Source organism: Paraburkholderia dipogonis, assembly GCF_042680985.1.
Lineage (GTDB): Bacteria > Pseudomonadota > Gammaproteobacteria > Burkholderiales > Burkholderiaceae > Paraburkholderia > Paraburkholderia phytofirmans.
On the sequence record NZ_JBHUFR010000033.1, the window covers coordinates 23084 to 47390 of the forward strand.

Below are 24307 nucleotides of genomic sequence, written 5' to 3' on the forward strand. Positions count from 1 at the left end.
GCATTACAATGCATCATTATGCACATTGATTAGTTACTTCACGAAACCTTGAGTGCATCAATCGATGCGGACGTAGGAATAGTGCATAATGACGCACGCAATTGATGCATTGAATCGCGCAATAATCGACAAGCATCGGGCGCGGTGCCGGCCGCTTTCCTGACGCCCCGATCAGGATGCACTTGGCCCGCCGTGTAAGGTCTTCACAACCAGGCGCCATAATCAGGCAAGAGAGCCTCCCAGCTTGGGAGGTCAATGGACATGTCGGTACAAGCAAACATGATCGATGATGATGTACTCCGGTTGCGCGAGTACATCGAGGGCCACGTGGTCAGCAGCGGAGATCTGCGCCTGCCGCCTGAACCGAAGCTCAGCGAGGCGCTCGGCGTCTCACGGGGACGGCTGCGTACGGTGCTCAAGAGACTGGAAGACGAGGGACTCATCTGGCGACATGTCGGCAAGGGCACGTTCGTCGGACCCAGGCACGTGAAGCCCGACGACGGGAACTGGTCCTCCTCGGTCAGCGTCGACAACATCATGGATGCCCGGCTAGTACTGGAACCCCAGCTGGCCGCGCAGGCCGCAGTCCATGCCACGCCCGCCGACATCGCCTCGATGGACCAGTGCCTGGCCGACATGGCGAGCACCGGGCCATTTACACCGTGGAAGCGGCTGGACGAGCATCTGCACCGGATTGTTGCGGAGTCGACCCATAACGCCCTGCTTCTCATGCTGTATGACACGATGCGGGTGCAGGTGCGACTTAATCTGGACACGCGCATGGAAGAGGTGTTTACGTCACAGACGGGACCTCGACACGACACCGACGGTGAACATCGGTTGCTGGTGGACGCAATCCGGACGCACAACCCTGCCAAGGCCGAGCAGTTGATGCGTGAACATCTTCGCTCGGTGCGAATCAGGCTGTTTGGTCTGCGCTAGAACCGTTAGTGCGCTCCAGTGAGCTGCCTCGGATTATCGTCACCTCAATTTCAGCCGCTCAATCGCCCATCTGGAACCGTTGCGTCGCCACAATATTTACCGGGAGCACCAACCGCTCTGCAACGCCCGGTCTCATCGGGACGCCCAACGTTCAGGATCCGAGCGTTGCCGGCGATGCACCGCTTCCCGCCCCGACAAGGCCCGGATCAACCCGCTGGGCTGGTGCGGCAATTCGGAACACCGCCACGCAAGCGCTCAACTGCATCGCCTGCTCTTCCAGGGCACGCGCTGCCGCGGCCGCCTGTTCAACGAGTGCCGCATTCCTTTGCGTCATGTCATCCATACTCGTGACGGCCCGACAGACCAGTTCGATGCCGTTGCTCTGCTCTTCGGACGCCGTCATGATTTCGCCAACGATGGTGGAAACGCCCTCGATCGCCTGCTTCACCTCTCCCATCGTCTGGCTCACCTGGATCGCCTGCTCGGCACCTCCGCGAATCATCGAAACGGATGAACTGATGAGTTCCTTGATCTCCCTGGCGGCCGCCGCAGATCGTTGCGCGAGACCTCGGACCTCGCTTGCAACCACTGCAAAACCACGCCCCTGATCGCCAGCACGCGCGGCCTCGACCGCCGCATTCAGCGCCAGAATATTCGTCTGGAACGCGATGGTTTCGATGACGCCCGTGATCTCCGAGATCCTGCTCGAACTTCCGCTGATCTTCCCGATTGAATCAAGCATGCCCTGCACAGCTTCATTACCAGTGTGCGCGAGGTCGCTCGCATTTGTAGCAAGGTGATTCGCGTGTCTCGCATTGTCGGCGTTGTGCCGCACCGTTTCGGTCAACTGTGTCATGCTGGCTGCAGTCTCTTCGAGCGAAGCCGCCTGCTGCTCCGTCCGCACGGACAGATCCTGATTGCCGGCCGCGATTTCTCTCGACGCCACAGTGATCTGATCGGACCCGCTACGCACGGAACTGACGAGATGTGCCAGATTTGAGTTCATGCGTCCCAACGCCTTGATGACTTGCGCCGGCTCGTCGTTGTACGGAGTAGCAATGACACTTGTGAGGTCGCCCGAACCGACCGATTCGGACAAGCGAACGGCGTCATACAGCGGACGCACAATCGATCGGGTAACAAGCCATGCCAGGCCGGTTCCGGAAAGCAGCCCACACAATCCGCAGACGACAAGCCACAGCATGCTTGTCTGATAGGCCTCGGAGATGCGGACGCGCGCTGCGGACATTTGCGCGTCTGTATAGACCGCAAGCTTTCCTTGCGCTGCCAGATAAGCGTCCTGCAAGGTCGAATTCGCTCCGTAAAGCGCCTCCGTTGCCTCTGCTTTCCTGCCCTGCAGGGCAAGCTGAATGATTCTCCCGATATAACTGCCATAGTGCTCGCGCGCGGCGACGACACTGTCATATAGCTGCTTGCCTTCCCCCGTATCAAGCAGGGTTGCGAGCTGTGCCAGATGCGCGTCAGATTTCTTCCTGTCGTCCTCGAGCTCCTTCAGATCGCCGGCCATCGCTTTTCCGTCCGTTCGCAGGATCAGGTTGCGAACGAGGCGCGCACTATCGAGATCGAGCAACGAGTCGGCGTGAACGGCGGCAAGTGCCGTGTAGATCTGGCCAGTGGCATACTCAGCGCTGCGGCGCTGCGCATAAAGGCCAGACAGGCCCATGCATACCGCAATACTGTTAAGAAGAAGGACAATTCCGAACCCCGCGGCGAGTCGAGCACCTATCCTGATAGAAAGCAGGTTCATTATGCTACGTCATCCTTATTATATGGTGTGGAATGACTGACCGGCCGATGCCCTGACCCGGCCATGGCGCCTCGCCTGCTCAGGGGGCCTGATGCGACGTGGGGACCTGGCTTCGTTCTTCGTATCGGGACAAGGGAGGCTTCTTTAGCAGCCAGTCACGACGATGTACCCGCGAGATCAGCTCCAATGACTGGCTCACATATTCGATACGAGTCGTATTGTATATGACGCAAGGATTTTTCAGCCAGGTCGCGGCGCTGGTGATAACCCTGATGATTCAGGCCTGCACTGACTGCGCCGGCCCTGGTTCAGCCGTGAAGGACAATCTGCAGCGCCCCGCCCTGAATCCCAAATTGATGGGTGTCCTTGCCCGCCATTGCTCGCAAGGACAATCGTGAACACCTCCCATTGCGACCTGTCGTCCGTCACGCAGCCGTCTCACATTTCTGTGCAGCAGCCCTGCTTTCTTCCTCGAGTCGCTGGTTCACAGCCCAGCGAAACTGCGCGAGGGCCGCGTCGATTCCGAAGGCCATCATCTCAAAGCTCGGGTCAAGTACCAGATTGCGGTGCTGTGCGCTAACTATTTCACGGTCCTCGTCGAACGCGTCGACGACCGCCTGATGGATCGAACGGGTGACCTCCGGCTTGTCGATCGAAAAATTGTGAGGATGCGCAAAAAAGTAATGTGTAGAGTTCTCTGTTTCCGGCGTGATCGCCTGGCAACCACGGAATTCCACCGCGTCAACACGTGAGCCCTCTTGCGCACCCGTGCCCACGGGAGCCATGCCGGAATCCATACGCAGGATTGCCGGAATCGTAAAGTCGTAAACGTTCCAGCGATCCACCTTGTCGGGCCAGTCACGGACCGCCTTGACGAACGGAGGCGGCTCGGTATTCAGTGTCCAGCGTGTAATGCGCACACCATCCTTGATCCGCTCCACTTTCGGCCGCACAGCCGCGTAATCCTCTCCACCGCCCAGCGTCGTAGGATGAACGTAGGGGAGATGCGAAAAGTCCAGCAGGTTATCGCAGATGAGCAGATAGTTGACGTCGTAGTGGATGTAGCCAGGCAGCGAGCGCCATTGTGGATCGTCGATCCAGTGGGTATCGGGAATCGCGGACGAATCCGCAAGCTCGGGCTCGCCCATCCACACCCATATCCAGCGGTGGCGCTCCACCACCGGGAATTGCCGCACCTTTGCCTGCGGCGGGACCCGTCCCTGAGCCGGCGCCTCGACACACGCTCCGTGACTGTCGAATTTCAACCCATGGTACATGCAACGGACGCAATCACCTTCGCGCCGGCCGAGCGACAACGGCGCACCGCGATGGCAGCAGCGGTCCGCCAGCGCGACCACCTCACCCGACTCCTTGCGATACAACATGACTGGCGTACTGATGATGGTGCGGGAAAACAGCTTCTCGCTCTCCACTTCGTGTGACCAGGCGGCCACGTACCACGTGTTCCTGATGAACATTGCCTGTCTCCTGTTTAGTTGTACGACCTGCTTTTTCAAATCGTCACGCAACGATAGAATCGGACGGACGATGCGTCAATCTAATGGGATTAATTCCACAAATGCACAGCATGCATATACGCGACCTCGACCTGAATCTACTGGTCCTCTTTGATGCGCTGCTGCGCGAACGCAGTGTCACGCGCGCGGCAGGGGAAGTCGGGCTGTCACAGGGCGCCATGAGCCACGCGCTCAATCGCCTGAGGACCTTTTTCGAGGATCCACTGTTTATCAAAACGCCTGCCGGCATGGAACCGACGGAAAAGGCCGTGCTGCTGGGTATAACCGTCACCGAAGTGATGACTGCATTGAGGGATCGTGTTGTCTCGCAGGCATACTTCGATCCAGCCACGGCACGCCGTACGTTCGTGATCTGCATGACAGACATGGGCGAGTTCGTCTTTCTGCCGCCTCTTGTGCGGCGCTTGCGCAAGGTCGCGCCGCACTGCACCGTGCGGTCCGTCCAGGTGCCACCGGAGCAGCTTGAGGCAACGCTCGCTGCCGGCGAAGCCGACCTCGCACTGGGCTCCGTGCGCGCAGCACCGGGCGGCCTCTACCAGCAGCAGCTATTTCTGCATACGTTCGTGACAATGGTCAGCGTACACAACAAGACCATCGGCAGGACAATCAGCCGCGCGCAGTTTGAGCGCGCGCCGCAGATCGTCGTTTCGTTAACGGGACGGGCGAGCTCAGCCTACGACAGCGCATTCGACGAATATGGCATCAAGCGCAACATCTTTCTGACCACGCCACACTTTCTGTGTGGTACCACACCTCATCCATTCGCAGCCGGACCTGATCGCCACCGTGCCGCTAGAACTGGGAAACGTCTTCGCGAAACTGGGCACGGTCAGGATCATGCCTCCGCTCGTGCCGTTGCCACCCTTCGCACTGCGGCAGCACTGGCATCCGCGATTCCGCGACGATCCAGCCAATATCTGGCTGCGCCAGCTTGTCAAACAGACCTTCGACAGCTACCCCGACATCGACGATGGATCGTGATCTCCACGCCTGTCGATATCCTGTTACAGACACCACTTATCAGTAGCCGGCATCAGTCCAATGCATGACCGGCCACTGACAGGCGCGATCAGAACATGTGCATCATCCCGATAGTGGCCCCGGTTGTCGTTCCCGCAGGTGCAAAGAGCGACGTCGGCGCTGCTCCGGGCGTCAGACCGAGGTTCGCTCTCCCATGGTTGTTCACAACGCCGACCTGTGCGTACAGTCCGGTTCTCTTCGACAGGAAATAGGTGGCGCCCACGGCACCCATCAGCGAGTGACTTGACGTGTCGTTGCGATCGCTGACGTACCAGACACCGGCATTGAGATCCAGCTGCGGCAAGGCGAAATAGTCAACGCCACCGCCATACACGTTGTTGCTGGGCCCACCCTCCACCTTGAAACTCTCGAACGAAGCCTTTGCTGTGACCGGACCGAATTTGTAGGCAGCGCCGATCACGCGTCCCACGAATGGCACGTTGCTGGCCGGAACGGTCACAACCGTGCCGCCCGCGTTGCTGTCATAGAACGCAGCGTCAACGGTCAACCCGCCCCATTCGTACTTCAGACGCGCGGAATACTGGCGGCCAGACTGGAAGTTTCCGGCCACGCCGCCAAGCGAGTACATCGCGCTGGCCTGGAGGCCGCCCAGTACCGGGCTCGTATAGGAAATTGCATTTGAGTTGAATGAACCCGTGACGCTGACGATGTTGGAATAGATGGCGAGGACACTACCGAATTCGGAAAACTGTCGTGGATCGAGCGCCCAGGCGGCCAGAAAGAATGGAGAAAACTGCAGGCCTGCCTTGACTTCGCCGAAGCCCCCTTTCAAACCGACATAGGCCTCGCGACCAAACAGATTGCCGTTCCCGTTGAAAAGGCTGCCGTTAGACAGGCCGATCCCGCTCTCAAGCTTGAATATCGCCTGAAGCCCCCCTCCAAGATCTTCAGTGCCAGTGAGCCCAAATATCGATGGTGCGATGCCGCCGTTCTGGAAACCAACATACTTGCCCCCGTTGCCCCCCGTCGTTAGATTCAGCGTCTTGCTCATATAGAGGAGACCAGTGTCCGCAATTCCATACAGCGTTACGCTGCTTTGCGCATGGGCCGATACCGCAAACAACAGGCTCGACGCTACTGCGGTCGCCGTCCCGATAACGCACCTCCGATACATGACTGTCTCCTTTGATCTATTCGTTGCTTTCCGCAACATTAATTTGGACTACAACATATTTACCGCAATACTTACAACTTTCGGACACCCGGTTACAGCCCAAGCCCCTTGCTTGCGGGAGCGCGCTGCTAACACCGCCCCCGCGCGCAGTTGTTGCCATCGTGTCCGCTGCGCCGCCTTCTGCAGGCACACCGCACCGGAAAGATAAACCTGCCTGCCAGATCCTGCCTGCAACTCATCAACACATGCGCGGACCACCGGCAAGTTCACCATTCAAATATCGATACGAACAGGATCATAATATGCCTATCATGTTTGCCGAACAAGCGTATTTCGGCCGCCTTCGCGTGTTTCTAACATAGGAAAAACCCTCTATACAGAAACGATTCGAATCGTATCTGATTAAACGCAAAACGGGTTCATTGGCGTTGCAGGCGATCGCGCTAGACCGGCCGCGCACGAGACGCCGACATAGCAAAGCAACGACGAGACGCTCGCGACACGCGAGGGTCGCCTTCATCGAAACCGAATTGAAAAGATAGGACAGAGACGCCCATGCCGCCGCTTGCGAGCATGACGCCCCCATCCTGAACCTCATTTCGCTGCTGGCAGACTTTGCTGGATTAATGATCCCCTCCAGCGGCCGATAGCCCACTACATTGGCCGGGAAGAAATCGCTTCCTTCCTTTTGACGGTCCCGAAGTGAGCGTCGGTCACAGTGTCAGCAGGATGCGGGCGTGGTGCCGGATATGGTCTTCAATGAAGCTTTGAATGAAGAAAAAGCCGTGGTCATAGCCTTGATGCCGACGCAGTGTGAGCGGTTGTTTCGCAGCCTCGCACGCGGCTTCGAACACGTCAGGGTTCAACTGCTCGGCGAGAAACTGATCGGCTAGGCCCTGATCGACCAAGATCCCCTCGTCGAACTTGCGCGTCGCGTTGCCCACCAGCTCGCTCGCATCATACTGCCTCCATACTTCGCGATCCGCGCCAAGGTAGCCGCCGAATGCCTTTTCGCCCCATGGGCAGCGCATGGGTGCGGCAACGGGGGCGAACGCTGACACCGACCGGTAGGTGTCCGGATTTCGTAGTGCGAGCATCAGAGCGCCGTGTCCACCCATCGAGTGGCCGAAAATACCCAGGCGCGAGCTGTCGATGGACAGTTCGTTTACGACAGTTTCGCGCAACTCGTCCCGAACGTACGAGTACATCCGGTAGTGCTTCGACCAGGATTCCTGCGTCGCATCGACATAGAACCCTGCGCTGACGCCGAAGTCCCACGAATCCGTCTCACCCGGCACGCCTGCGCCGCGTGGACTCGTATCGGGCGAGATCAGCGCGATGCCCTGTTGTGCGGCGAAACGCTGTGCGCCAGCCTTGATCGAAAACGTCTCTTCGGTACAGGTCAGCCCAGCCAGAAAGAACAGCGCCGGCACTTTCTTCTGCGAGGCCTCTTTGGGCATAAAGACCGAGAAGCGCATCGGCAGACCGATCGTCGCCGACTGGTGCCTGTATATGCGTTGCGTGCCGCCGAAACAACCATGCGATTCGACCAGTTCAAGCATCGCACAACTCCTTTAGTAGATAACGACCGAGCGGATCGATTCACCCTTCTTCATCAGATCGAAGCCCTCGTTGATGCGTTCGAGCGGCAGGCGGTGCGTGATCAGATCGTCGATGTTGATCTTGCCTTCCATGTACCAGTCGACGATCTTCGGCACGTCCGTGCGGCCACGTGCGCCGCCGAACGCCGAGCCCTTCCACTCGCGCCCCGTCACCAGCTGGAACGGACGTGTGCTGATCTCCTCGCCCGCCGCCGCCACGCCGATGATGAACGACTGGCCCCAGCCCTTGTGCGTGCACTCCAGCGCCTGGCGTATCACCTTCGTGTTGCCGATGCATTCGAACGAACAGTCCGCGCCGCCATCGGTGAGTTGCACGATGTGATCGACCACGTTCTCGACTTCGTTCGGGTTGATGAAGTGCGTCATGCCGAACTTCTTCGCCAGTTCCACACGGCCCGGATTGATGTCGACGCCGATGATCTTGTCCGCGCCGACCATCTTCGCGCCCTGGATCACATTCAGGCCGATGCCGCCGAGGCCGAACACCACTACGTTCGCGCCGGCCTCGACCTTCGCCGAATACACGACCGCGTCGACACCCGTCATCACACCTCAACCGATGTAGCAGATCTTGTCGAACGGCGCGTCTTCACGCACCTTCGCGACCGCGATTTCCGGCACGACGATGTAGTTCGAAAACGTGGACGTGCCCATGTAGTGAAACAGCGGCTTGCCGTCGAGAGAAAAACGCGAGGTGGCATCCGGCATCAGGCCCTTGCCTTGCGTCGAACGGATGGCCTGACAGAGATTGGTCTTGCGCGACAGGCAGAATTTGCACTGTCGGCATTCCGGCGTGTACAGCGGAATGACGTGGTCGCCATTCTTCAAGGCGCCCACGCCCGGACCGGTGTCGACGATCACGCCCGCGCCTTCATGGGCGAGAATCGCCGGAAAAATGCCTTCCGGATCGGCACCCGACAGCGTGTAGTAATCGGTGTGGCAAATGCCCGTTGCCTTCACTTCGATCAGGACTTCACCGGCGCGCGGGCCTTCCAGATCCAATTCCTCGATCGTCAACGGGGCGCCGGCTTTCCATGCAATGGCTGCTTTTGACTTCATTTCACTCTTGATTGGATCCGGGACTAGTAAATCCCCGACCTGTTGATTACCGAGACGCACACGCCGGCCCATCTATTGCGGGAAACCGAACGTGGCGCCAAGTCACCGGGTGCAGAAATCGATTCCCCCTTACAGCTGCCGCTGTGCCAGCTCGGACTGAATGAGGTTATCCAGCTGCCGTCTGACGCGCACACCCGCTGCTTCGCCGACTAGCAATACCGGCTTTAGGGACCAGAAGTCTTCTTCGCCGATCGACTCCTGCTGCCTGTCAAGCATCGGAGTGTCCTCACGATCAAACGTGTTGGCAAATGTCTCGACGACCCGATCAGCGACGTCCTGGGCCTGTGGGCCATCCGTTCTGGGCTGGCACATAGCGAACCAGTAATGCGACGTACTATGCGTCTCTGGGGTAAACAGGTGCGGATTGGTGAACGTGAGTCCTACCGCCTCGCTGCGCGGGCGCCCCGTTGGCGTTGCACCGCCCAGCAACAGAAGGTTGGAGGGAGCATTCCACCTGACGTCAAGCCAGCGATCAACGCGCAGGCCGCGGGGGACACCGAACTGATCGCAGGCAGCATCAGGGAGCACCTCGCTCTCGATGAAGCGCAGAGACCAGACGTAATCGCCTTCCTGGCGCACCTCTGTGTGTGGTTGCCTGACCGACTCACTGCCCAGCGAATCAGGATGAAGAAACTCGATATGGGACAGATCCAGGATATTGTCGACCTCGAGCCGGTAGTTCGCGCGCGGACGAAGGTAGGCCTTGCCGACATACCAGTTCGCAGGGTCCATGCAGGAGAAGTCCGGAATTCTGGACGGGTCAGCATGCGCCGGGTCACCCATCCAGATCCACAGCACACTGAAGCGTTCGACGAGTGGATACGAGCGCACCTTCGCAGCAGCTGGGATCTTTCCATCGCCATGCGGATTGAGGACACAATGCCCGGAACCATCAAATTCCAGCCCGTGATATCCGCATTGCACCGCGCCTTTGTCTGCCAGAAGGCGACCGCAGGACAAAGGCGCGAACCTGTGCGGACAACGGTCCTGCAACGCGTGCGCTACGTTCCCAGCATCACGGAACATCACGATCGGTTCGTCAAGCAGCTTTCTCGCCAGCAGGACTCCCTTTTCAAGCTCACTACCCCAGCCAGCCATGTACCACGCGTTGAGCAGATAATCCATGCTGTTGTCTCCTCCGGCTACTAAAGCGTGCAGAATCCGGCAGCATCTGTGTTCTGCCTGGATTCCGGTTTATAGGTGAAGTTGCGCCCGGCGCGTCAGGTGGACCAACTACACCTCGCGCTCCATCCAGCGTGCAACAATGCGACGCGCCTGGATGCCGGCCGCATCGGCATTGACGCTACGCTCGCCAGTGCTGCCACGCGGGCGGCGGTTGGCCTGCGCCTGGATTGCCTCGAGCACCACGCGGTCCTCGTCGAAGCCCGCGCGGATAGCGCCGACCAGGTGGTCCATCGCTTCCGGCACGGTGTCGAAATCCCGACCGATGACCCAGAAGTACGACATATGGGTCTGATCAATCGGCGTCGTTGCATGCGCGACGCGAAAGCGGGCCGGCGCGAGTTCCGGTCGCGAAGGCTCCTGAAATTCCACGCAACCCTCCTGAAGCGCTGGCGACAGGAACGATCCCCGGTGTTCACGATGCCAGGGCGTACCGGGCGGCACGCCAAGCGAGATCGCGTATCCCGGTGCAAGGGGTTTGTTCACGAACCGTTGGCGGTATTCAAAAGTTTCGCCATCGCCGTTCACCTCCGGTGGATCGGTCCAGTCATCGATCTGAAAGGTCGACGCATGCACGTACCCGAAGTGCGTCAGATCCAGCACGTTTTCTTTCAGCAGCATATAGTTTGCCGAAATCTCGATCTGGCCAGACCGGGTGGCGAACGCAGGATCAGTCATCCAGCACAGTTCCGGTGGCGGAGGCACCGAGTCGACTATCGATGGATCGCCCAGAAAGATCCATACAAACGGGCCGACTTCTTTCACCGGATAGCGCGTTGCCGAAAACGTGGGCGCAGCATCCGCAGACGGCACGCGCACGCAGCGGCCGTCAGCATCAAAGCAGAACCCGTGGTACCCGCATTCCACGGTATCGCCGCGAAGGCGGGCCATTGACAGAGGCGCCTGGCGATGGGGGCAGCGGTCTTCAAGAGCCGTAACCGTGCCGTCCTCCTGACGGAAAAGCACCACGGGCGTGTCGAGCAGCCAGCGCCCCAGCAGTGAGCGTCCTACTTCGTTACTGAATGCGGCAACCCACCAGCAGTTGTAGGGATAGTTACGCGTTTCCGCGATGCTTTCTGCGATATTGACGGCTGTCACGATGTCTCACTCCTTGTTCGAAGATTTATCCTTTTCGTCTGATAGCGGGTCGGCAAAATTCTGCACCTGGCAATGACTGCATGCTTTTTCGCTATCTACGGCGGCATCACTCTTTCGCGACCCCTGCATCACCGCACGAAGCAAGACAGCGCACCCGTCCCTGCGCTCAACAGCAACCGGCAGGGTCCGCTCGCACACCAGACGGCCGAGCCTCTTGCCTGCTTCAACGTGGAGTGCATCGATTACGGCAAGACAGTTTCGAAGTTGGACGACCTTCTGCCATAACCCGGGGTAGTTCCGATATAGCCTCATGTCGGGCGTCGATCTCGGCCCATTAATAAACGAGTCGTATCGTTTTACTTTAGCCGAGGAATTTCTCGCACACAAGCGTGATAACCCGAACAATCCTCACCGGATTTCCGATGTCCGCTTTGCTTAGTTGAATCGCCAGAAACGGCCTGAACCTGGATGAAAAGTGGGTGCTTAGCTGCTCGTTCCGAATGCAGCGCGCACGTTCGGCGTTATCCGCGAGCCAGGGGTAATTCCCGTTGACGGCGACAGGAGCTCTCGTTAATATTTTCGATACGATACGTTTCGATCGTTTAAGATGACTTCCCGCCGAGGCCGGTCCTTGCAGAGTCCGGCACAGGAAACCGGCTGCCTCGGGAGAGCAAGGCAGCAATTCCCGGATAAACGCCTCTGTGCGGAAAAAGCGTCGGATCAGTCTGCGACGGTTCCAGAAAGACCCAGTCCGTTGGCCGCTCCACCAACGTATACGATTAACAATCAGGAGTATTGACATGGACGCAGTAACACGCCCTGTGCGCATCGCCGCCAAGGTGGTGGAAGCCCGCGACATCTGCAGCTTCGAACTGGTCGCCCCTGACGGCGACGCGCTTCCCCCGTTTTCTGCCGGCGCACATATTGATGTCCATCTGCCCGCCGGGCTGGTCCGCCAGTATTCGCTGTGTAACAACCCGACAGAGACGCACCGCTACCAGATCGCCGTGCTCCGGGACACGAATTCGCGGGGCGGCTCAGTCGCGATGCATGCACTTGAGGTCGGACAGACCATCAACATCAGCGCCCCGAAAAACCATTTCCCCCTGGTATACGACGCACATCACAGTGTGCTGCTGGCCGGGGGCATCGGCATTACGCCGTTGCTGTGTATGGCCGAGCGTCTGGCGAGTCTCGGCACCTCTTTCGAGCTGCACTATTGCACGCGTTCAGCGGACCGCATGGCCTTCTCGGAGCGTATCCTCTCCTCCCAGTTTGCCGGGCGCGTGCGTGTTCACTACGACGACGGTCCCCGGCCCCAGAAGCTGGATCTGGCTGCCCTGCTCGACAGCGCCCGTTCCGGCGTTCATCTCTATGTCTGTGGGCCAACGGGATTCATGAACTGGGCGCTTGAAACCGCGAGGGCAGCAGGCTGGCCCGAGGAGCGCTTGCACCGCGAATACTTCGCGGGGGCACCCATTGATACAAGCGGCGATGGCAGCTTCGACGTGCAGATTGCTTCGACCGGCAGACTTATCCGCGTGGACGCCGATAAGACAGTAATCGCGGCGCTTTGCGCTCATGGCATCGGAGTGCCCACCTCCTGCGAGCAGGGCGTCTGTGGCGCCTGCCTCACGCGGGTACTGGAAGGCACACCCGAGCACCGGGATATGTTTCTTACCGCCGAAGAGCAAGCCCGCGGAGATCAGTTTACGCCGTGCTGCTCACGGTCAAAAAGCTCGAAGCTCGTCCTTGACCTGTGAGGTAGGCCTATGCAAACGAGGCACCAATCTGGGGATCAGTTTGAGAAGCGTGAGTACTGCGTCACGGTGCCGCCAGAACCATGCTGATCTGAAGGTCATTGACTAGGAATTGGAGCTGGTTCACGTAGAGCGAAGTAAATTCGGGGAGCGTTAAAAACCTTGGGGTTGTAACTCCGATGTCAACCCGAACCGCTCCCGTAACTCGGCGGCTTCGCGCGACAATGGTTTCCTTGGAATATATCTATCCCCTCAAGGGTCAGCCCTTGCAGCGTTGTAGAATCATTTTAGCCATCCTGGTGATGCGAAGCTTGATGACGCGTCCGGTTTCTCATCGTCTGGCTACGGAACTGATCCGCACCAGTTACCCATCGGAATAAAGGCGAGTGCCGGTGTTCTGGCCGTCGCCCCTGGCTCATTCGAGCTCCAGAAAATCGTCGGCGCCAGGCCAATGTCCAAAGGAGTACACGTCAATTCCATGGTCGCCCGCGTGCGGGCACCAGACTGCTGTCGGCTCATGGCCACACAATCCCGACCCAGTTCGAACGACGCATATCCAGCCCCAGCAACATCGTCACCGACGGTGGTGCGATCGACGGTGAAAACGGCGCATGGACGACCGGAATGAATGGCGTAGCGCGATCGTCGGACGACGTAGTTAGCGCGACTGGCACTGGAATGCCGGTCAGCACTTCGCCTGGCGGCTCCGAGACTTGAGCAGCAGGTTCCCTGGCTGCTTGCTTCTGCCGATATTCGATTAGCCTGGTTTTCCTGATTGATCCTGGACGGACCGACACATACCGGTATCACGCCCAGCAACGCCGGCCACCGCCGGCTCGAGTCACCATCGTGACTTACGTCATGGACCGTGCGTGCCTGCGCGCACCGTGCGCCGGCGGCGTCGACAAACCGCTGCGCCACCACTGGCGGCACTACCGTATCGTCAGCACCGCTGAAATGAACCTGCGGAATGGATGCCATCCGGTTCGCGAAATCGATCGCGTTTTCTGACTGCGGCATCGATGAAACATCATGCAGGCGATTGACGAACTCATCGTCGAGATTGCCCACTACCGTGCGGATTGACGCGACTTCGGTGCGGCGTGCCGCGATCAGCACGGCCGACGCGCCCCCGCCCGAGTAGCCCACCAAGTTGATGCGCTGCCCCTGCACCCGCGCGGCGAACTGGCCCACGGCTTCGTTCATCGATTCCACGACCTCGGGTGCGAAGCGTTTGCCCGTCCAGTGCGGCACCCTTCGTGTAGGCAATTGGCGCAGTCTGGCCCGGCCAGCTCAATGCCGATAAGTCGTATTAGCTGCATTGCGTTTAATGATCTGGCGGCCCGCAGTCCGATCCGGACATGCAAAATCGAAATGCGCCCGCCCCTTTGCAACCATGCACACCGGCGACAATGTCGGTTTCCTCCGCAGGTGTTCAGCCCTCTCCTGATCGTGCCCTGCGTTCTGGCTTCCCCTCATTCAAAGATCCAGGCTCATCACTACGGTTTGCTCATGCCACAAGCCACCAAGGCACGACTATCAAATAATCCTCAGGTTGCGAATTCGACCAATCGACGGGGACCGCTCGAGAATCAGTTTGATGATTCATCGGTCAGTATCTGGTCCATTGCCGAGTGCATCGGGATCAGCAGGCGATGCCGCATCCTGGTCTGGATTGGACGGATCTTCCGGAGTCGGTGGCGGCGGATGGCGCACGGCATCGCGCAGCACGTCGCGCTCCCATGCGTCGCGCTCACGCTGCGCTGCCCGACGTTCCAGCGCCTCGGCATCGAGCTCCGCAAGCCGGACCTGCCGGATACTCTCCAGGTGGGCCTGATCGAACACGATGCGCATGCGAGTGTCGGCTGCTACGCGCGCGGCGGCCGCCTGGAAGGCATCAGGTCCGGACAATGACAGGGTGCTGCCGAACTTCTGCTGCGCGAAGCGCAGCGCAATCTCGACCGCCTCGCGCTCGCTATCCCACAGCCGTAGCGTGCGACCCTCGTCGACGAGGAACGCCACGCCGGCCTTCCGGTAGTCGACCTCACCACTGGCCCGCACCTCGTACGTGATCGACGGGCCGGCGTAGATGATCTCGTGGCGATCGTGCGCTGCCCGTCGCTCCACAGCACGCGAAGGCGTACGGAAAATGACCGCGCGTTCGTCGTCTGCACGTTTAGTCCGCAGGCGGATCTGCTGCATCCGGCGCAACTCACGCAGCGCCCGTTCGTCGCCTTCCTGAGCGCGCTCCTGCAGGAAGTCACGATACTGCTCGGTCAACGGCCGGCTTGCGGCGCCCTTCAGCGCATCCCGCTCTTTCGCGATCTGCACACGCAGCGCGGCCTCTGCCTCAAGGCGCGCAACACGCGCTGCGGATAGCAGCTCGCGGCGCTGCGCGCCTGACAGGTCCATCCGGTCCGGGCGCTCAACCAACGCGCTGCGGGCACGGTAGAACTCGGATTTGATCGCCTTTCGACGCCCACTCTCATGACCGGCCTGCGCATCCCACGCGCGACGTAGCTCGTTCCGGTATGCAGATCGCCATTGCTGGAACTCGCCCCACAGATCCCGCTCGGGCGTACGCCTCGGTGCATGCTCCGGATCACGTCCTGCCTGTGCACGATAGGTCTCGCGCAGCAACTGCGCCGCCTCCTCCCATGACAGGTTCATCTCTTTGGTGAGGAAGTCAGACACATTCAGATTGCGCGAGCCGGCCTGGATTCTGTCACCGCCGTCCGCGCCTTTACCGATTGAATACTTTTCGACGATCAGTCCGTGCGAGTGCGCGAGCGCGGCCAGCAGCCGACCCGCGTCGAGCGTCGCGCGGATCTCGGTGAACTCCTCCCGCTCCCGGGCCCGTCGTGCCGTGCGAGCCTCGGACAGGTCACGTGCAAACTGGTCGCGAACGGTATCCGCCGCGCGCCCGGCCGACGCGCGCGCATGTGCATTGAAATCGACCGACGCGCCGTCCGTCGGAAACGGCGCATCGGTTGGCCGGATCTCGAAGGGCAGCGATTCGATTGCATCGAACGATTGCACATCCGCGAGGTTGCGGATCTCCTCACGTGGCCCGAACCCTGCGGGAATGCGGCTACCGCCAAACGCATCGCTCAGACCAAAAGGCTCGCGTGAGCCGAACGGGCCTCCGGCCCGCATGAACTTCCCGGCACCGGTACGCGCGAGGCGCATCCGCCCTGCCTCGTCCGCCTGGTCCCACGCGACAAACATGCGATCTACGATCGCTTTCCATTCAGGCTCGCCGGCGGAACTGTCAATGGCATCGGGTTCGCCTTCGCGCCAACGGGGCCCCGGCACCGAAGTTTCTAGCTGTTCTCTTCCCGCTCGCTCGCGATCGCCAGACCATCGCAATGCGTCAATTCGTTCGGCTTGCTGGTTTCCCAGCTCCAGTAATGCATCAGGCGGCAGAAGCACTTGACGTCGCGTGGCGTCGCCATCCACACCGCGGCCGGACATGCCATGCACACGGTGGGCGGATTGGGACGGCGTGCCGGATCGATCGAAGCGAGCGTCAAGGTCGTGATCCGCTCCGGCTCGCCATCGTCCTGTGATCTCGCGGTGCGCGCGTTCGAGCTCGTTCCACCATTGCTGCGACTGCCCTGCCCTTTCCGGCTCCCGCCCGGCGCCGCGCTCTCGCGCCCGCCCTCCTGCTCCGGCGGCTCCCATCCGCTTCCAATCTCGCCAGTGTCCGGATCGATCGTGGCGCTGTTGTGTTCGCTCTCGTGTGCGCTCATTGAGCCCTCCTGTTGCATCGTAGAACCGCTGTTCGCGGTGTTCGAGAATGCGTCGCTGCTCCGCCGGCGACGCGGCCTGATACGTCTTGTAAAAACTGCTACCGCTGTTCAGATACTTGATCTCTCGCGCGCGCGTGTCGTGCCACGCGCCGAGCGCATCGAGATAGATCCGCGGCGTATCGCGCGATACGCCTGGCTCGACGTACTGCGTATGGACATTCGATGCGAGCGCCTCACGCTTGGCCGTAGCATCGAGCTCGATGAACTCGCGCGAAAACACGAACTCCTTCAGGTTCACACCCTTCGCAGCACCGGCCGGTTTGACGTTCTCGTACTCCGACTCCCTGCCGGCATTGCGTGTGCGTGTCTCGCCGTACTCCGTGATCAAGGCCCTGAAGTCGTCATACCGGGTCACATCACGCGTCATCACCGCCTCAAGAATCGAGGCCTTCAGCTCGCGGTTAGCGCCCTCGAACACATCGCCCTTGTACCGGCTGATCATTTCGGACGCGTCCGTGAACTGCACACGCCGGTTGTCCTTTGGGCTCGCGAGTCCGTACTTCGCGTTGATGTGCTCCTGAAAGGCCTCCAGATACCGCTCGTTACGGTCAACCTTCCCGAACGGATCAAGCCGTCGGCCCGTTACCAAATTCATTTCCGGGATCACCACATGCACGTGAACCTTGCGCTCGACAGCTTGGCCCGTCTTGCGGTCCGCATAGCTCTTGATCCGCGGCACGTGCGCTTCGGCGTAGAAGTTATATTCATCCGGACGGTACGCGGCAAACGCAAACGCCTCGAACTCCCGAACAATCTCACCTAACAGCTCGCGGTCGACCTCGTCTTCCTTGAATGACAGCGTGACATTCAGGTAGCGCTCGGCGTCCGTGTCGATCGACTGGATGATGTCGTTCGTCATATCGAGATCGCCGGCGAGTATCACGCGCTCGTCCATCTCGTCGCGTTCCATTTCGCGACCCTGCTTCTGGCCCTTCTCCAGGTATGCCTTGATCCCGTCGTGATAGCCGCGTACGCGTATGAGCATCGTCTTACTCCAGCGTCCCGCGCCCGGCGAGCCAGCGCTCAGCCGCTTCGATGTGCAAAAGCAGCGTGCTGTGCACGATCGACAGCAGCAGATGGCCAGCGGCATCGACGGACGCCCAGGCGCTGTCGCAGTCCGGCTGCGTCAGCGTACGCTCACCGTCATGGTCGCGATCGAAGTGCAGCTTCGTCTCCAGCTCGATGACCGCCATGATGGCGGCCTGCTTTTGATCCATTCCCATCGATGTCAGTCGACCTTGTTCAGGGTTGCCTTGAGGTACTGCCCGATGAGCTGCAATTGCGTGAGCAGTTGCTCGTAGGTCGCCTCCGAAAGCTTCCCGCGAACGTGCTCCGAGTTCGCGCGGTGGGCAATCTGGTTCAGGTTGTTGCTGGTCTTGTTGAAGATGTACAGCAACCGCTTGCGGTCTCCGCTCGCCACCGGGCGCGCAATCACCTGCGTACGGTTGGTCAGCACCGCCTGCCGAAAAAACTCCGATTGCGTCATCCCGCTTTGCGCCACCTTGGCGAGGTACGCTGCGCGATCCGCATCCGACAAACGGAACGCGATCGGCTTGCCCAGCCCTTCCCCGCCATTGCTTTTTTGCTTTGGCATCACCAGAGCCCCGTCGAGCGACCACCGTCGATCTCAGCGCCGACCATCGCGAACGGCCTGCCTTCGTCATCGATCGGATGCGCGCGAAACTCGTATTCCGGCCACCGCAACTCGCACTCGCGCAGCGCGCGCATCGCCTGGTCACCCGTCATTGGCCGCGTATAGCCTGCCCACGGCAGATAACGCGGCTCGCTGCCGCGCTCATCGGCACGCGGCCCCACTACAAGCTGGATCACCCATTCGCTGCTCGGAATCATTACTGCACCTCCGTATTCATTACGCATACCAGGCAGTGCTTAGTGTCGGCGGCGGAGCTACCGACCAGGCTGACGCGGCAGTAGATCGCGTCGGGGTTTCAAAGGGGCCCGCCCCTTTGGCACGAAATATTTTACGGAACGCGTAGCGTTGCGTAAACATATTCGACGTGCCTCGCCCCGCTCTCGCCACACTTTATTTCCTACGCATATTCTACGACCATACTACGCCGGTACATCACGCATTGCATGGGAGTACTACCCAATACAACCTTGCCCCTACATGCTTTCGTCATTCATACTACGCCCATACTACATTTATTCGCCATTTTCCCAATGGATCACGAACAACTTGCTTCCGCGCTGCGCCGCCTTGCCAGCACAAGCCCGAAACGCAGCAAGGCTTCGCATCTCAAGGCCCTCCTTCCGGACATCGAGGCGGCGCTCGCCGCTCGCGTTCCCGCCGCTGATATCCTGAATACCTTGCGCGAACAGGGACTCGATATCTCCCTTCGGACGTTTCACGGAACCCTGTACAGGCTTCGAAAGATCGCCTCTACGCCCGGTTCAGAACGCAAATCCGGCGCTGCGGCAGCCCACCCCAGCGCCCCGGCCCCGGTGACAACCTCCCGGGCAACAGCCCCTCTCGAAGCGCACAAGCCTGCGCCTCGCACAACCGATGCACCGGCACCGGCCCAGACACGCATCAAAACCTTCGAGCAATTGCAGTCTGAGAATCCGCACCTCTCAAGCATGCAGTTGAACCACCTCTACGCCGAACAGTACGGCGAACCTCGCGTGAGCAATGCCGATATTGACGCGCTCAAGAAAAAATATCCTCAGCACACGAAACCCTGAACCGCATCGCCCCGCCGCGCTGCGCCGGGTCGGGCCGCTCCCCATGCATCCTGCATGGGTCCCCGTGGCCCTCGATACGGGCGCGCGGCCCGCGCGATACCACCTTGGTTCGCACCACGCAGTTACATTCTGTTTCTCAAAACGCGGCCTCGCATAATCGTCGTGCCGCTGCCTGGCCCCCAAAAGGCACGCGGTAGGAGCCTCGGAAAGCCGGTCTGCGCACCGGCTTCTTTTTTTCCTATGCAGTACCCATAACGCAAAAAGCCGCCCGGGCTTTCGCCCGGACGGCAGCCTGTGACAACCCGCACTTACGCAGGGTTAAGGTGCGTCACGGCTCAGGCGGTTTCGGCTTCCTCTGCATCTCCGTCGTTGCATTCATCCTGCGTGCTGTCGGCATCGCTTTTCGTTACGCACGTGCTGTTGCCACAAAAGCAGCGCTCCACACGTTCCGGCTCTCAGAATCTATTCCGCTGACCAAAGCGCGTCCGCAGTGCTTTTCGGCGTCAGCATCATCACCTTGTCCGTCGGCACGCCCACGTAGGCGAGTCCCGCCGCGTTGGGCGTCTGCATGGGATTGAGCATCGCGATTGGTCGATTGCCGACCTTGGCGAGCGCAGGCGCTAATAACCGAAGCTCGCCGATACCGCCTTGCTGCAGCAGCAGCTCGACAAGCACGCCACGCGGCCAGCCGCCGCCTGGTAGCTGTTCGGACAGCGCAGGGTAGCCGGTATCGACAGTGACGCCGAGCGCACGCCCAAGCTGTGACGCACGCCACAGGCCTGGGTGTATTGCCTCAACGTTTTTCAGGTGAGCCGACATAGCGTGGAAAAACCTGTATGTTTATACAGTATGTGCCAGCCTACCCGTTGAGGATATTTGATAATAGTTGATAAGTGGCTTAGTATCGGACCAGGGACATTTTGAGGGCACAGCCATGATTAGCGCAGACCTTGGGCAGCAACTTGAGGGGTACATCACCAAGCTGGTCGAGACGGGCCGCTATGGCTCGAAAAGCGAAGTCTTGCGCGAAGGCGTGAGGCTCATTCAGGACCGTGAGACGCAGCTTGTCGCGCTGGATACCGTGATCGAGCGCGGCATTGCCGATTCCGATGCAGGCCGGGGCAAGCCCGCCGAGGAAGTGTTCGACCGTCTCGAAGCGAAGTATCTGGCGATGGCGAACGGCAAGCCATGATCGTTCGGATTTTGCCCGCCGTTGAGGCCGAACTCGAAGCCATCGGCGATTACATCGCCCGAGACAATCCCCGCCGCGCCGTGAGCTTCGTGCGTGAGCTGCGCGACAAGTGTTTGAGTCTCGCAGATATGGCACTCGCGTTTCCGCTTGTGCCTCGCTACGAGGATCGCGGCGTGCGGCACCGGGTTCACGGCAACTATCAGATTTTCTATCGCGTCGTCGGCCTGCCCGCCGAGCGGATCGACATTATTCATGTTCTGCACGGTGCGCGGGACTTTGCCGCGATTCTCTTTCCGTAGCCAGAAAAACAAAGGCCCGAAGCGCGGCAACGCTTCGGGCCTCTACCGTCAAACAATGCAGGAGTAAGACGGGTCCAACGAGAAGCCGATTATACCGGCTCGACAGCATCAAGGCCACACCTAACCCTACTCCGCGCCGTGCCGGCGCTGCGCGCCCCTTGCGGGGCTTGCTGGTCGTTCCGCGTGATCGTGGGAGCTCGTCGGGGTCGGTCAGTCGCTATCGCGCGCTCTACTCCCAAGAGCATGAGACGGACGCTTGCGCGCCCGTCTAGGCAAAAGCAACGTCCCCGCTCCCAACGCTCACCACTCGGAGCAGCAACCTTGATGCCAGTGGGCGAGTAAATATTTTTGTGTTTTCTATTTACTTCTATTGACTTTTAAGGGACCATCGCCGATAATACATACATCGAGGCACTAAACAGTACGGCGCACCGATAGCCGGGAAACAAGCGGCGGCAACCGCTCCCGGCTTTACCTCAACTACGCAGGAGTACGAAACATGCAACTCGCTTCCAAGTTTGGCCGCACCGCCCCGGTTCTCCGTTCGTCGGTTCCCCTCACGGATGACCAAATCCAAGCCGTGTCCCCGTCGATCTTCGCCGCACAGGCACACGACAGCCGCTCGGCGCGTTACACCTACATTCCGACTATCGACGTTTTGAACGGCCTGCGCCGCGAAGGCTTCCAGCCCTTCATGGTCGCGCAAACCCGCGTGCGCGACGAAGGCAAGCGCGAGCACACGAAGCACCTGATCCGGCTACGCCACGCCAACCAGATCACCGGCAAGGTGGCGAACGAAATCATTCTTTTGAACAGCCACGATGGAACATCGAGCTTTCAGATGCTTGCGGGCGTGCTCCGGTTCGTGTGCTGCAACGGCATGGTGTGCGGTACGAACGTCGGCGAGGTTCGCGTGCCGCATAAAGGCGATGTAGTCGGCGAAGTGATCGACGGCGCATTCCGTGTGCTGAACAACTTCGAGGTAGCCGACGAGCAACGCGAGGGTATGCAATCCCTCACGCTTTCCGAAGGCGCACAAACCGCGTTTGCCCGTGCCGCGCTTGAATTGAAGTGGGACACGGAGGACGCACCGGCACCCGTCACCGAACGCCAGATTTTGCGCCCGCGCCGCATGGAGGACGGCGGCTCAGACCTCTGGACGACCTTTAACCGCGTGCAGGAAAACATGACCAAGGGCGGGCTTCGTGGCCGCGCCGCGAACGGTCGCGCGACGACGACGCGCGAGGTAAGCGGCATTGACCAGAACGTGAAACTCAATCGCGCGTTGTGGGTTCTGGCCGACGAAATGCGCAAGATCATCGGCTAACGCGGAAGGCTACCGGGTGAGGCGACCCGCCCGGTAGATCCATCGGACAGACGGAGCAAACGAACATGGAAAAGGTTTTCTATATTCCCGGCTCGCCGACCGCGATTGATTACGCGCTCGAACTTGGGAACGGCCTGGTAGTGACGAACTTGACGCGCGAGACGCTGGAACAGCTTGCCGAGCGTTACCCCGGCGTTGTGCTGGGTGACGAAGATACATTCATCCAGCAGCAGGAGCGCGCGCTAGGCTCGACGCCCGAGGAAATCACGGAGGCCGAATATTACGCGGCGCTCGCGATGCCTAACCCGCTTGTGTGGCAGTTGGGCGACGATATCGAATCGTTCAAGGGCAGCGAATATATCGCGGGCAATGTGACGACGGTGTACGCGCGCAAGGGGCATCGTTTCTGGCGGTTCCGTGGGGTTGCCACCCTCCCCCACGCCTTCATTGTGCAGAAGATCAAGCACCATTGAGGAACCAGCGCGCGCCGTGCCGTTGATCGGTATTGACCGCAGGCGGATAATTCAAACTTTCACACTCCACCAAATGCGAACGATCATGGCAGCAGACAAGATGACGGCGAAGGACTTCAAGGCGGTTATGCCGCGTCTAAAGCGAATGACGGTCGGAAGCGTCGACATCGCGCGGCGCGTGCTGGTTGACGGTATCTCACAGGTGGACGCCGCGAACGAAAGCGGGTTGACCAAGCAGCGGGTTGGCGCGCTCGTTAAGGCTGTGTTGGCGGCGGCACGGGAAATCCCGGCAGATTGGGAACAGGTGGAGGTGTGGCTACCCCCCGAGCTGGCCGCGCAGGTTCGCCAGATGGCGACAGAGGCAAAGGCGCGCATCGACGCCGGAACGTGAGGGAAAGGATATGTCTTTCCTGCATCTCCCGCACGATCTTCCAGCCGCGGGCTTTCGCGTAGTTGCGCAATTCCCGTCGCTGCCGGTCGGTGGATTGGTCCGGGGTGGACACGCGGGTATAGACCGCGGCACGCATGGTCAAAAACCCCTCCGATTCTCGTGCCCAGGCCCTAGTCCTGGCGGGCCTTGCAGAGCATCGTTTTTGATCGTCAAAATCAGGTGATTCTGACGGTCGTTTACTAAGCTTAGGTGACTATGCCAAACGCAACCGGCGCCACGGCTTACCGGCTCCACGTATGGATTCGCCAGATCAGTCCGATGATCTGGCGCCGATTACTCGTACGGAGTGACAGCACGATCGCCGACTTGCATTACGCGCTGCAGATCGCCTTCGGCTGGAACGACGCGCATTTGAATCTGTTTCACATCCATGGCCAGGACTATGGCGTGTACCACAACGGCGGCACGAGCTTCTCGACTGATCCGAACCAGGTTCGACTGTGCGATTTTAAATTCCGTATCAACGAGCGCTTCCGCTACGAGTACGACTTCGGCGACGGCTGGCAACACGAAGTGCACGTTGAAGCGAGCCTGGCGCAGGACGAAAAATGCACCTATCCGTGAAGCGACGGGCGCCACCGGACGGCTGCGGTGGCACTTTGGCCTTCATGGCACGACGGGACGCGGTCCCATCGCTCGTTGAAGATTTACTCGAGGACATCCAGGCCGACCTGGATGCGAACGACATCGAGGCCGTCCGGAATCGAAGCGAGGATATCGAAGCGTTGCGCGAATGGCTGACGCTGGATGAGTTCGACCGGCGCGGGGTCAACCGCCGGCTCAAGCAGTACGCGTCCCACGATGAGTCCTGGATGTGGCAATAGCCAAGAGCCGGCGATGAAAGTGAGAATACAGGTAGTCGT

Annotated in this window: 24 protein-coding genes and 2 pseudogenes; 12 read left to right on the forward strand and 14 right to left on the reverse strand. The window is 60.0% G+C overall.

From position 1 onward, the window contains the following. The first annotated feature begins 255 nt into the window (after positions 1–255). Positions 256–942: a FadR/GntR family transcriptional regulator gene (locus ACFSNN_RS34745; protein WP_244323172.1), complete on the forward strand. Its 687-nt coding sequence runs from the start codon at positions 256–258 to the stop codon at positions 940–942. A gap of 151 nt (positions 943–1093) precedes the next feature. On the opposite strand, the gene ACFSNN_RS34750 is transcribed toward ACFSNN_RS34745, so the two are convergent. After that, positions 1094–2710, reverse strand: coding sequence for a methyl-accepting chemotaxis protein (locus ACFSNN_RS34750; RefSeq protein WP_134465758.1), 1617 nt, complete (start codon positions 2708–2710; stop codon positions 1094–1096). 218 nt (positions 2711–2928) lie between these two features. Here ACFSNN_RS34750 and ACFSNN_RS34755 point away from each other — a divergent pair, with 218 nt between their 5' ends. Further along, positions 2929–3108, forward strand: a complete 180-nt coding sequence (locus ACFSNN_RS34755; RefSeq protein ID WP_377689204.1) for a hypothetical protein — start codon at positions 2929–2931, stop codon at positions 3106–3108. 27 nt (positions 3109–3135) lie between these two features. On the opposite strand, the gene ACFSNN_RS34760 is transcribed toward ACFSNN_RS34755, so the two are convergent. Next, a complete protein-coding gene (locus tag ACFSNN_RS34760; protein WP_134465759.1) occupies positions 3136–4188 on the reverse strand; it encodes an aromatic ring-hydroxylating dioxygenase subunit alpha in 1053 nt (350 codons plus the stop codon). Between the two features lie 83 nt (positions 4189–4271). Between ACFSNN_RS34760 and ACFSNN_RS34765 the strand changes: the two genes are divergently transcribed. After that, positions 4272–5297: a LysR family transcriptional regulator gene (locus tag ACFSNN_RS34765; RefSeq protein WP_341868460.1), complete on the forward strand. Its 1026-nt coding sequence runs from the start codon at positions 4272–4274 to the stop codon at positions 5295–5297. Positions 5298–5317: 20 nt separating this feature from the next. Here the strand turns inward: ACFSNN_RS34765 and ACFSNN_RS34770 are convergent, their stop codons facing one another. The 5 genes and pseudogenes from ACFSNN_RS34770 to ACFSNN_RS34790 form a co-directional block, all read right to left on the reverse strand. Beyond that, a complete protein-coding gene (locus ACFSNN_RS34770; protein WP_134465760.1) occupies positions 5318–6403 on the reverse strand; it encodes a porin in 1086 nt (361 codons plus the stop codon). 713 nt (positions 6404–7116) lie between these two features. Continuing rightward, on the reverse strand, positions 7117–7965 hold the full coding sequence (gene fghA, locus ACFSNN_RS34775) for an S-formylglutathione hydrolase (protein WP_134465761.1): 849 nt from the start codon (positions 7963–7965) through the stop codon (positions 7117–7119). A 12-nt stretch (positions 7966–7977) separates the two neighbouring features. Continuing rightward, positions 7978–9084 (reverse strand): annotated as a pseudogene (locus ACFSNN_RS34780) (S-(hydroxymethyl)glutathione dehydrogenase/class III alcohol dehydrogenase). 129 nt (positions 9085–9213) lie between these two features. Beyond that, positions 9214–10269, reverse strand: a complete 1056-nt coding sequence (locus tag ACFSNN_RS34785; RefSeq protein WP_134465762.1) for an aromatic ring-hydroxylating dioxygenase subunit alpha — start codon at positions 10267–10269, stop codon at positions 9214–9216. Positions 10270–10377: 108 nt separating this feature from the next. Beyond that, positions 10378–11424, reverse strand: coding sequence for an aromatic ring-hydroxylating dioxygenase subunit alpha (locus ACFSNN_RS34790; protein WP_208949633.1), 1047 nt, complete (start codon positions 11422–11424; stop codon positions 10378–10380). 800 nt (positions 11425–12224) lie between these two features. On the opposite strand from ACFSNN_RS34790, the gene ACFSNN_RS34795 reads away from it, so the two are divergent. Continuing rightward, positions 12225–13187: a PDR/VanB family oxidoreductase gene (locus ACFSNN_RS34795; RefSeq protein ID WP_134465764.1), complete on the forward strand. Its 963-nt coding sequence runs from the start codon at positions 12225–12227 to the stop codon at positions 13185–13187. A gap of 339 nt (positions 13188–13526) precedes the next feature. Here the strand turns inward: ACFSNN_RS34795 and ACFSNN_RS34800 are convergent, their stop codons facing one another. From ACFSNN_RS34800 to ACFSNN_RS34820, 5 genes are all read right to left on the reverse strand, one after another. Next, on the reverse strand, positions 13527–14390 hold the full coding sequence (locus ACFSNN_RS34800; protein ID WP_377689203.1) for an alpha/beta hydrolase family protein: 864 nt from the start codon (positions 14388–14390) through the stop codon (positions 13527–13529). Positions 14391–14789: 399 nt separating this feature from the next. Beyond that, on the reverse strand, positions 14790–17981 hold the full coding sequence (locus ACFSNN_RS34805; protein WP_134465809.1) for an LPD7 domain-containing protein: 3192 nt from the start codon (positions 17979–17981) through the stop codon (positions 14790–14792). A 4-nt stretch (positions 17982–17985) separates the two neighbouring features. Beyond that, a complete protein-coding gene (locus tag ACFSNN_RS34810; protein ID WP_166799426.1) occupies positions 17986–18213 on the reverse strand; it encodes a hypothetical protein in 228 nt (75 codons plus the stop codon). A gap of 11 nt (positions 18214–18224) precedes the next feature. After that, positions 18225–18590, reverse strand: a complete 366-nt coding sequence (locus ACFSNN_RS34815; protein WP_134465765.1) for a plasmid mobilization protein — start codon at positions 18588–18590, stop codon at positions 18225–18227. Continuing rightward, complete coding sequence (locus tag ACFSNN_RS34820; RefSeq protein WP_134465766.1) at positions 18590–18847, reverse strand: hypothetical protein; 258 nt, start codon at positions 18845–18847, stop codon at positions 18590–18592. The genes ACFSNN_RS34815 and ACFSNN_RS34820 overlap by 1 nt, the downstream gene beginning before the upstream one ends. A gap of 333 nt (positions 18848–19180) precedes the next feature. Here ACFSNN_RS34820 and ACFSNN_RS34825 point away from each other — a divergent pair, with 333 nt between their 5' ends. Then, complete coding sequence (locus tag ACFSNN_RS34825; RefSeq protein WP_134465767.1) at positions 19181–19702, forward strand: hypothetical protein; 522 nt, start codon at positions 19181–19183, stop codon at positions 19700–19702. Between the two features lie 462 nt (positions 19703–20164). On the opposite strand, the gene ACFSNN_RS34830 is transcribed toward ACFSNN_RS34825, so the two are convergent. After that, positions 20165–20521, reverse strand: coding sequence for a hypothetical protein (locus tag ACFSNN_RS34830; RefSeq protein WP_134465768.1), 357 nt, complete (start codon positions 20519–20521; stop codon positions 20165–20167). A 115-nt stretch (positions 20522–20636) separates the two neighbouring features. Here ACFSNN_RS34830 and ACFSNN_RS34835 point away from each other — a divergent pair, with 115 nt between their 5' ends. The 5 genes from ACFSNN_RS34835 (at position 20637) to ACFSNN_RS34855 (ending at position 23384) form a co-directional block, all read left to right on the forward strand. After that, a complete protein-coding gene (locus tag ACFSNN_RS34835; RefSeq protein ID WP_093642358.1) occupies positions 20637–20894 on the forward strand; it encodes a type II toxin-antitoxin system ParD family antitoxin in 258 nt (85 codons plus the stop codon). After that, positions 20891–21193 (forward strand): type II toxin-antitoxin system RelE/ParE family toxin, encoded by a 303-nt coding sequence (locus tag ACFSNN_RS34840; protein WP_134465769.1) that lies wholly within the window; start codon positions 20891–20893, stop codon positions 21191–21193. The genes ACFSNN_RS34835 and ACFSNN_RS34840 overlap by 4 nt, the downstream gene beginning before the upstream one ends. 499 nt (positions 21194–21692) lie before the next feature. After that, the gene (locus tag ACFSNN_RS34845) at positions 21693–22520 is read left to right on the forward strand and encodes a DUF932 domain-containing protein (protein ID WP_134465770.1); all 828 of its coding nucleotides are present in this window, start codon (positions 21693–21695) and stop codon (positions 22518–22520) included. Positions 22521–22585: 65 nt separating this feature from the next. Continuing rightward, positions 22586–22993, forward strand: coding sequence for a hypothetical protein (locus ACFSNN_RS34850; protein WP_093642349.1), 408 nt, complete (start codon positions 22586–22588; stop codon positions 22991–22993). Between the two features lie 85 nt (positions 22994–23078). Beyond that, positions 23079–23384 carry a TrfB-related DNA-binding protein gene (locus ACFSNN_RS34855; protein ID WP_201108956.1) on the forward strand — a complete coding sequence of 102 codons (306 nt, stop codon included), beginning with the start codon at positions 23079–23081 and terminating at the stop codon, positions 23382–23384. Positions 23385–23439: 55 nt separating this feature from the next. Here the strand turns inward: ACFSNN_RS34855 and ACFSNN_RS34860 are convergent. Continuing rightward, a pseudogene (locus ACFSNN_RS34860) lies at positions 23440–23520 on the reverse strand (recombinase family protein); the annotation flags it as partial. A 119-nt stretch (positions 23521–23639) separates the two neighbouring features. On the opposite strand from ACFSNN_RS34860, the gene ACFSNN_RS34865 reads away from it, so the two are divergent. Both ACFSNN_RS34865 and ACFSNN_RS34870 read left to right on the forward strand, forming a co-directional pair. Beyond that, positions 23640–24008: a plasmid pRiA4b ORF-3 family protein gene (locus ACFSNN_RS34865; RefSeq protein ID WP_134465771.1), complete on the forward strand. Its 369-nt coding sequence runs from the start codon at positions 23640–23642 to the stop codon at positions 24006–24008. Further along, positions 23993–24268: a hypothetical protein gene (locus ACFSNN_RS34870; protein WP_377767193.1), complete on the forward strand. Its 276-nt coding sequence runs from the start codon at positions 23993–23995 to the stop codon at positions 24266–24268. Before ACFSNN_RS34865 ends, ACFSNN_RS34870 begins: the two co-directional genes overlap by 16 nt. Positions 24269–24307: the final 39 nt, after the last annotated feature.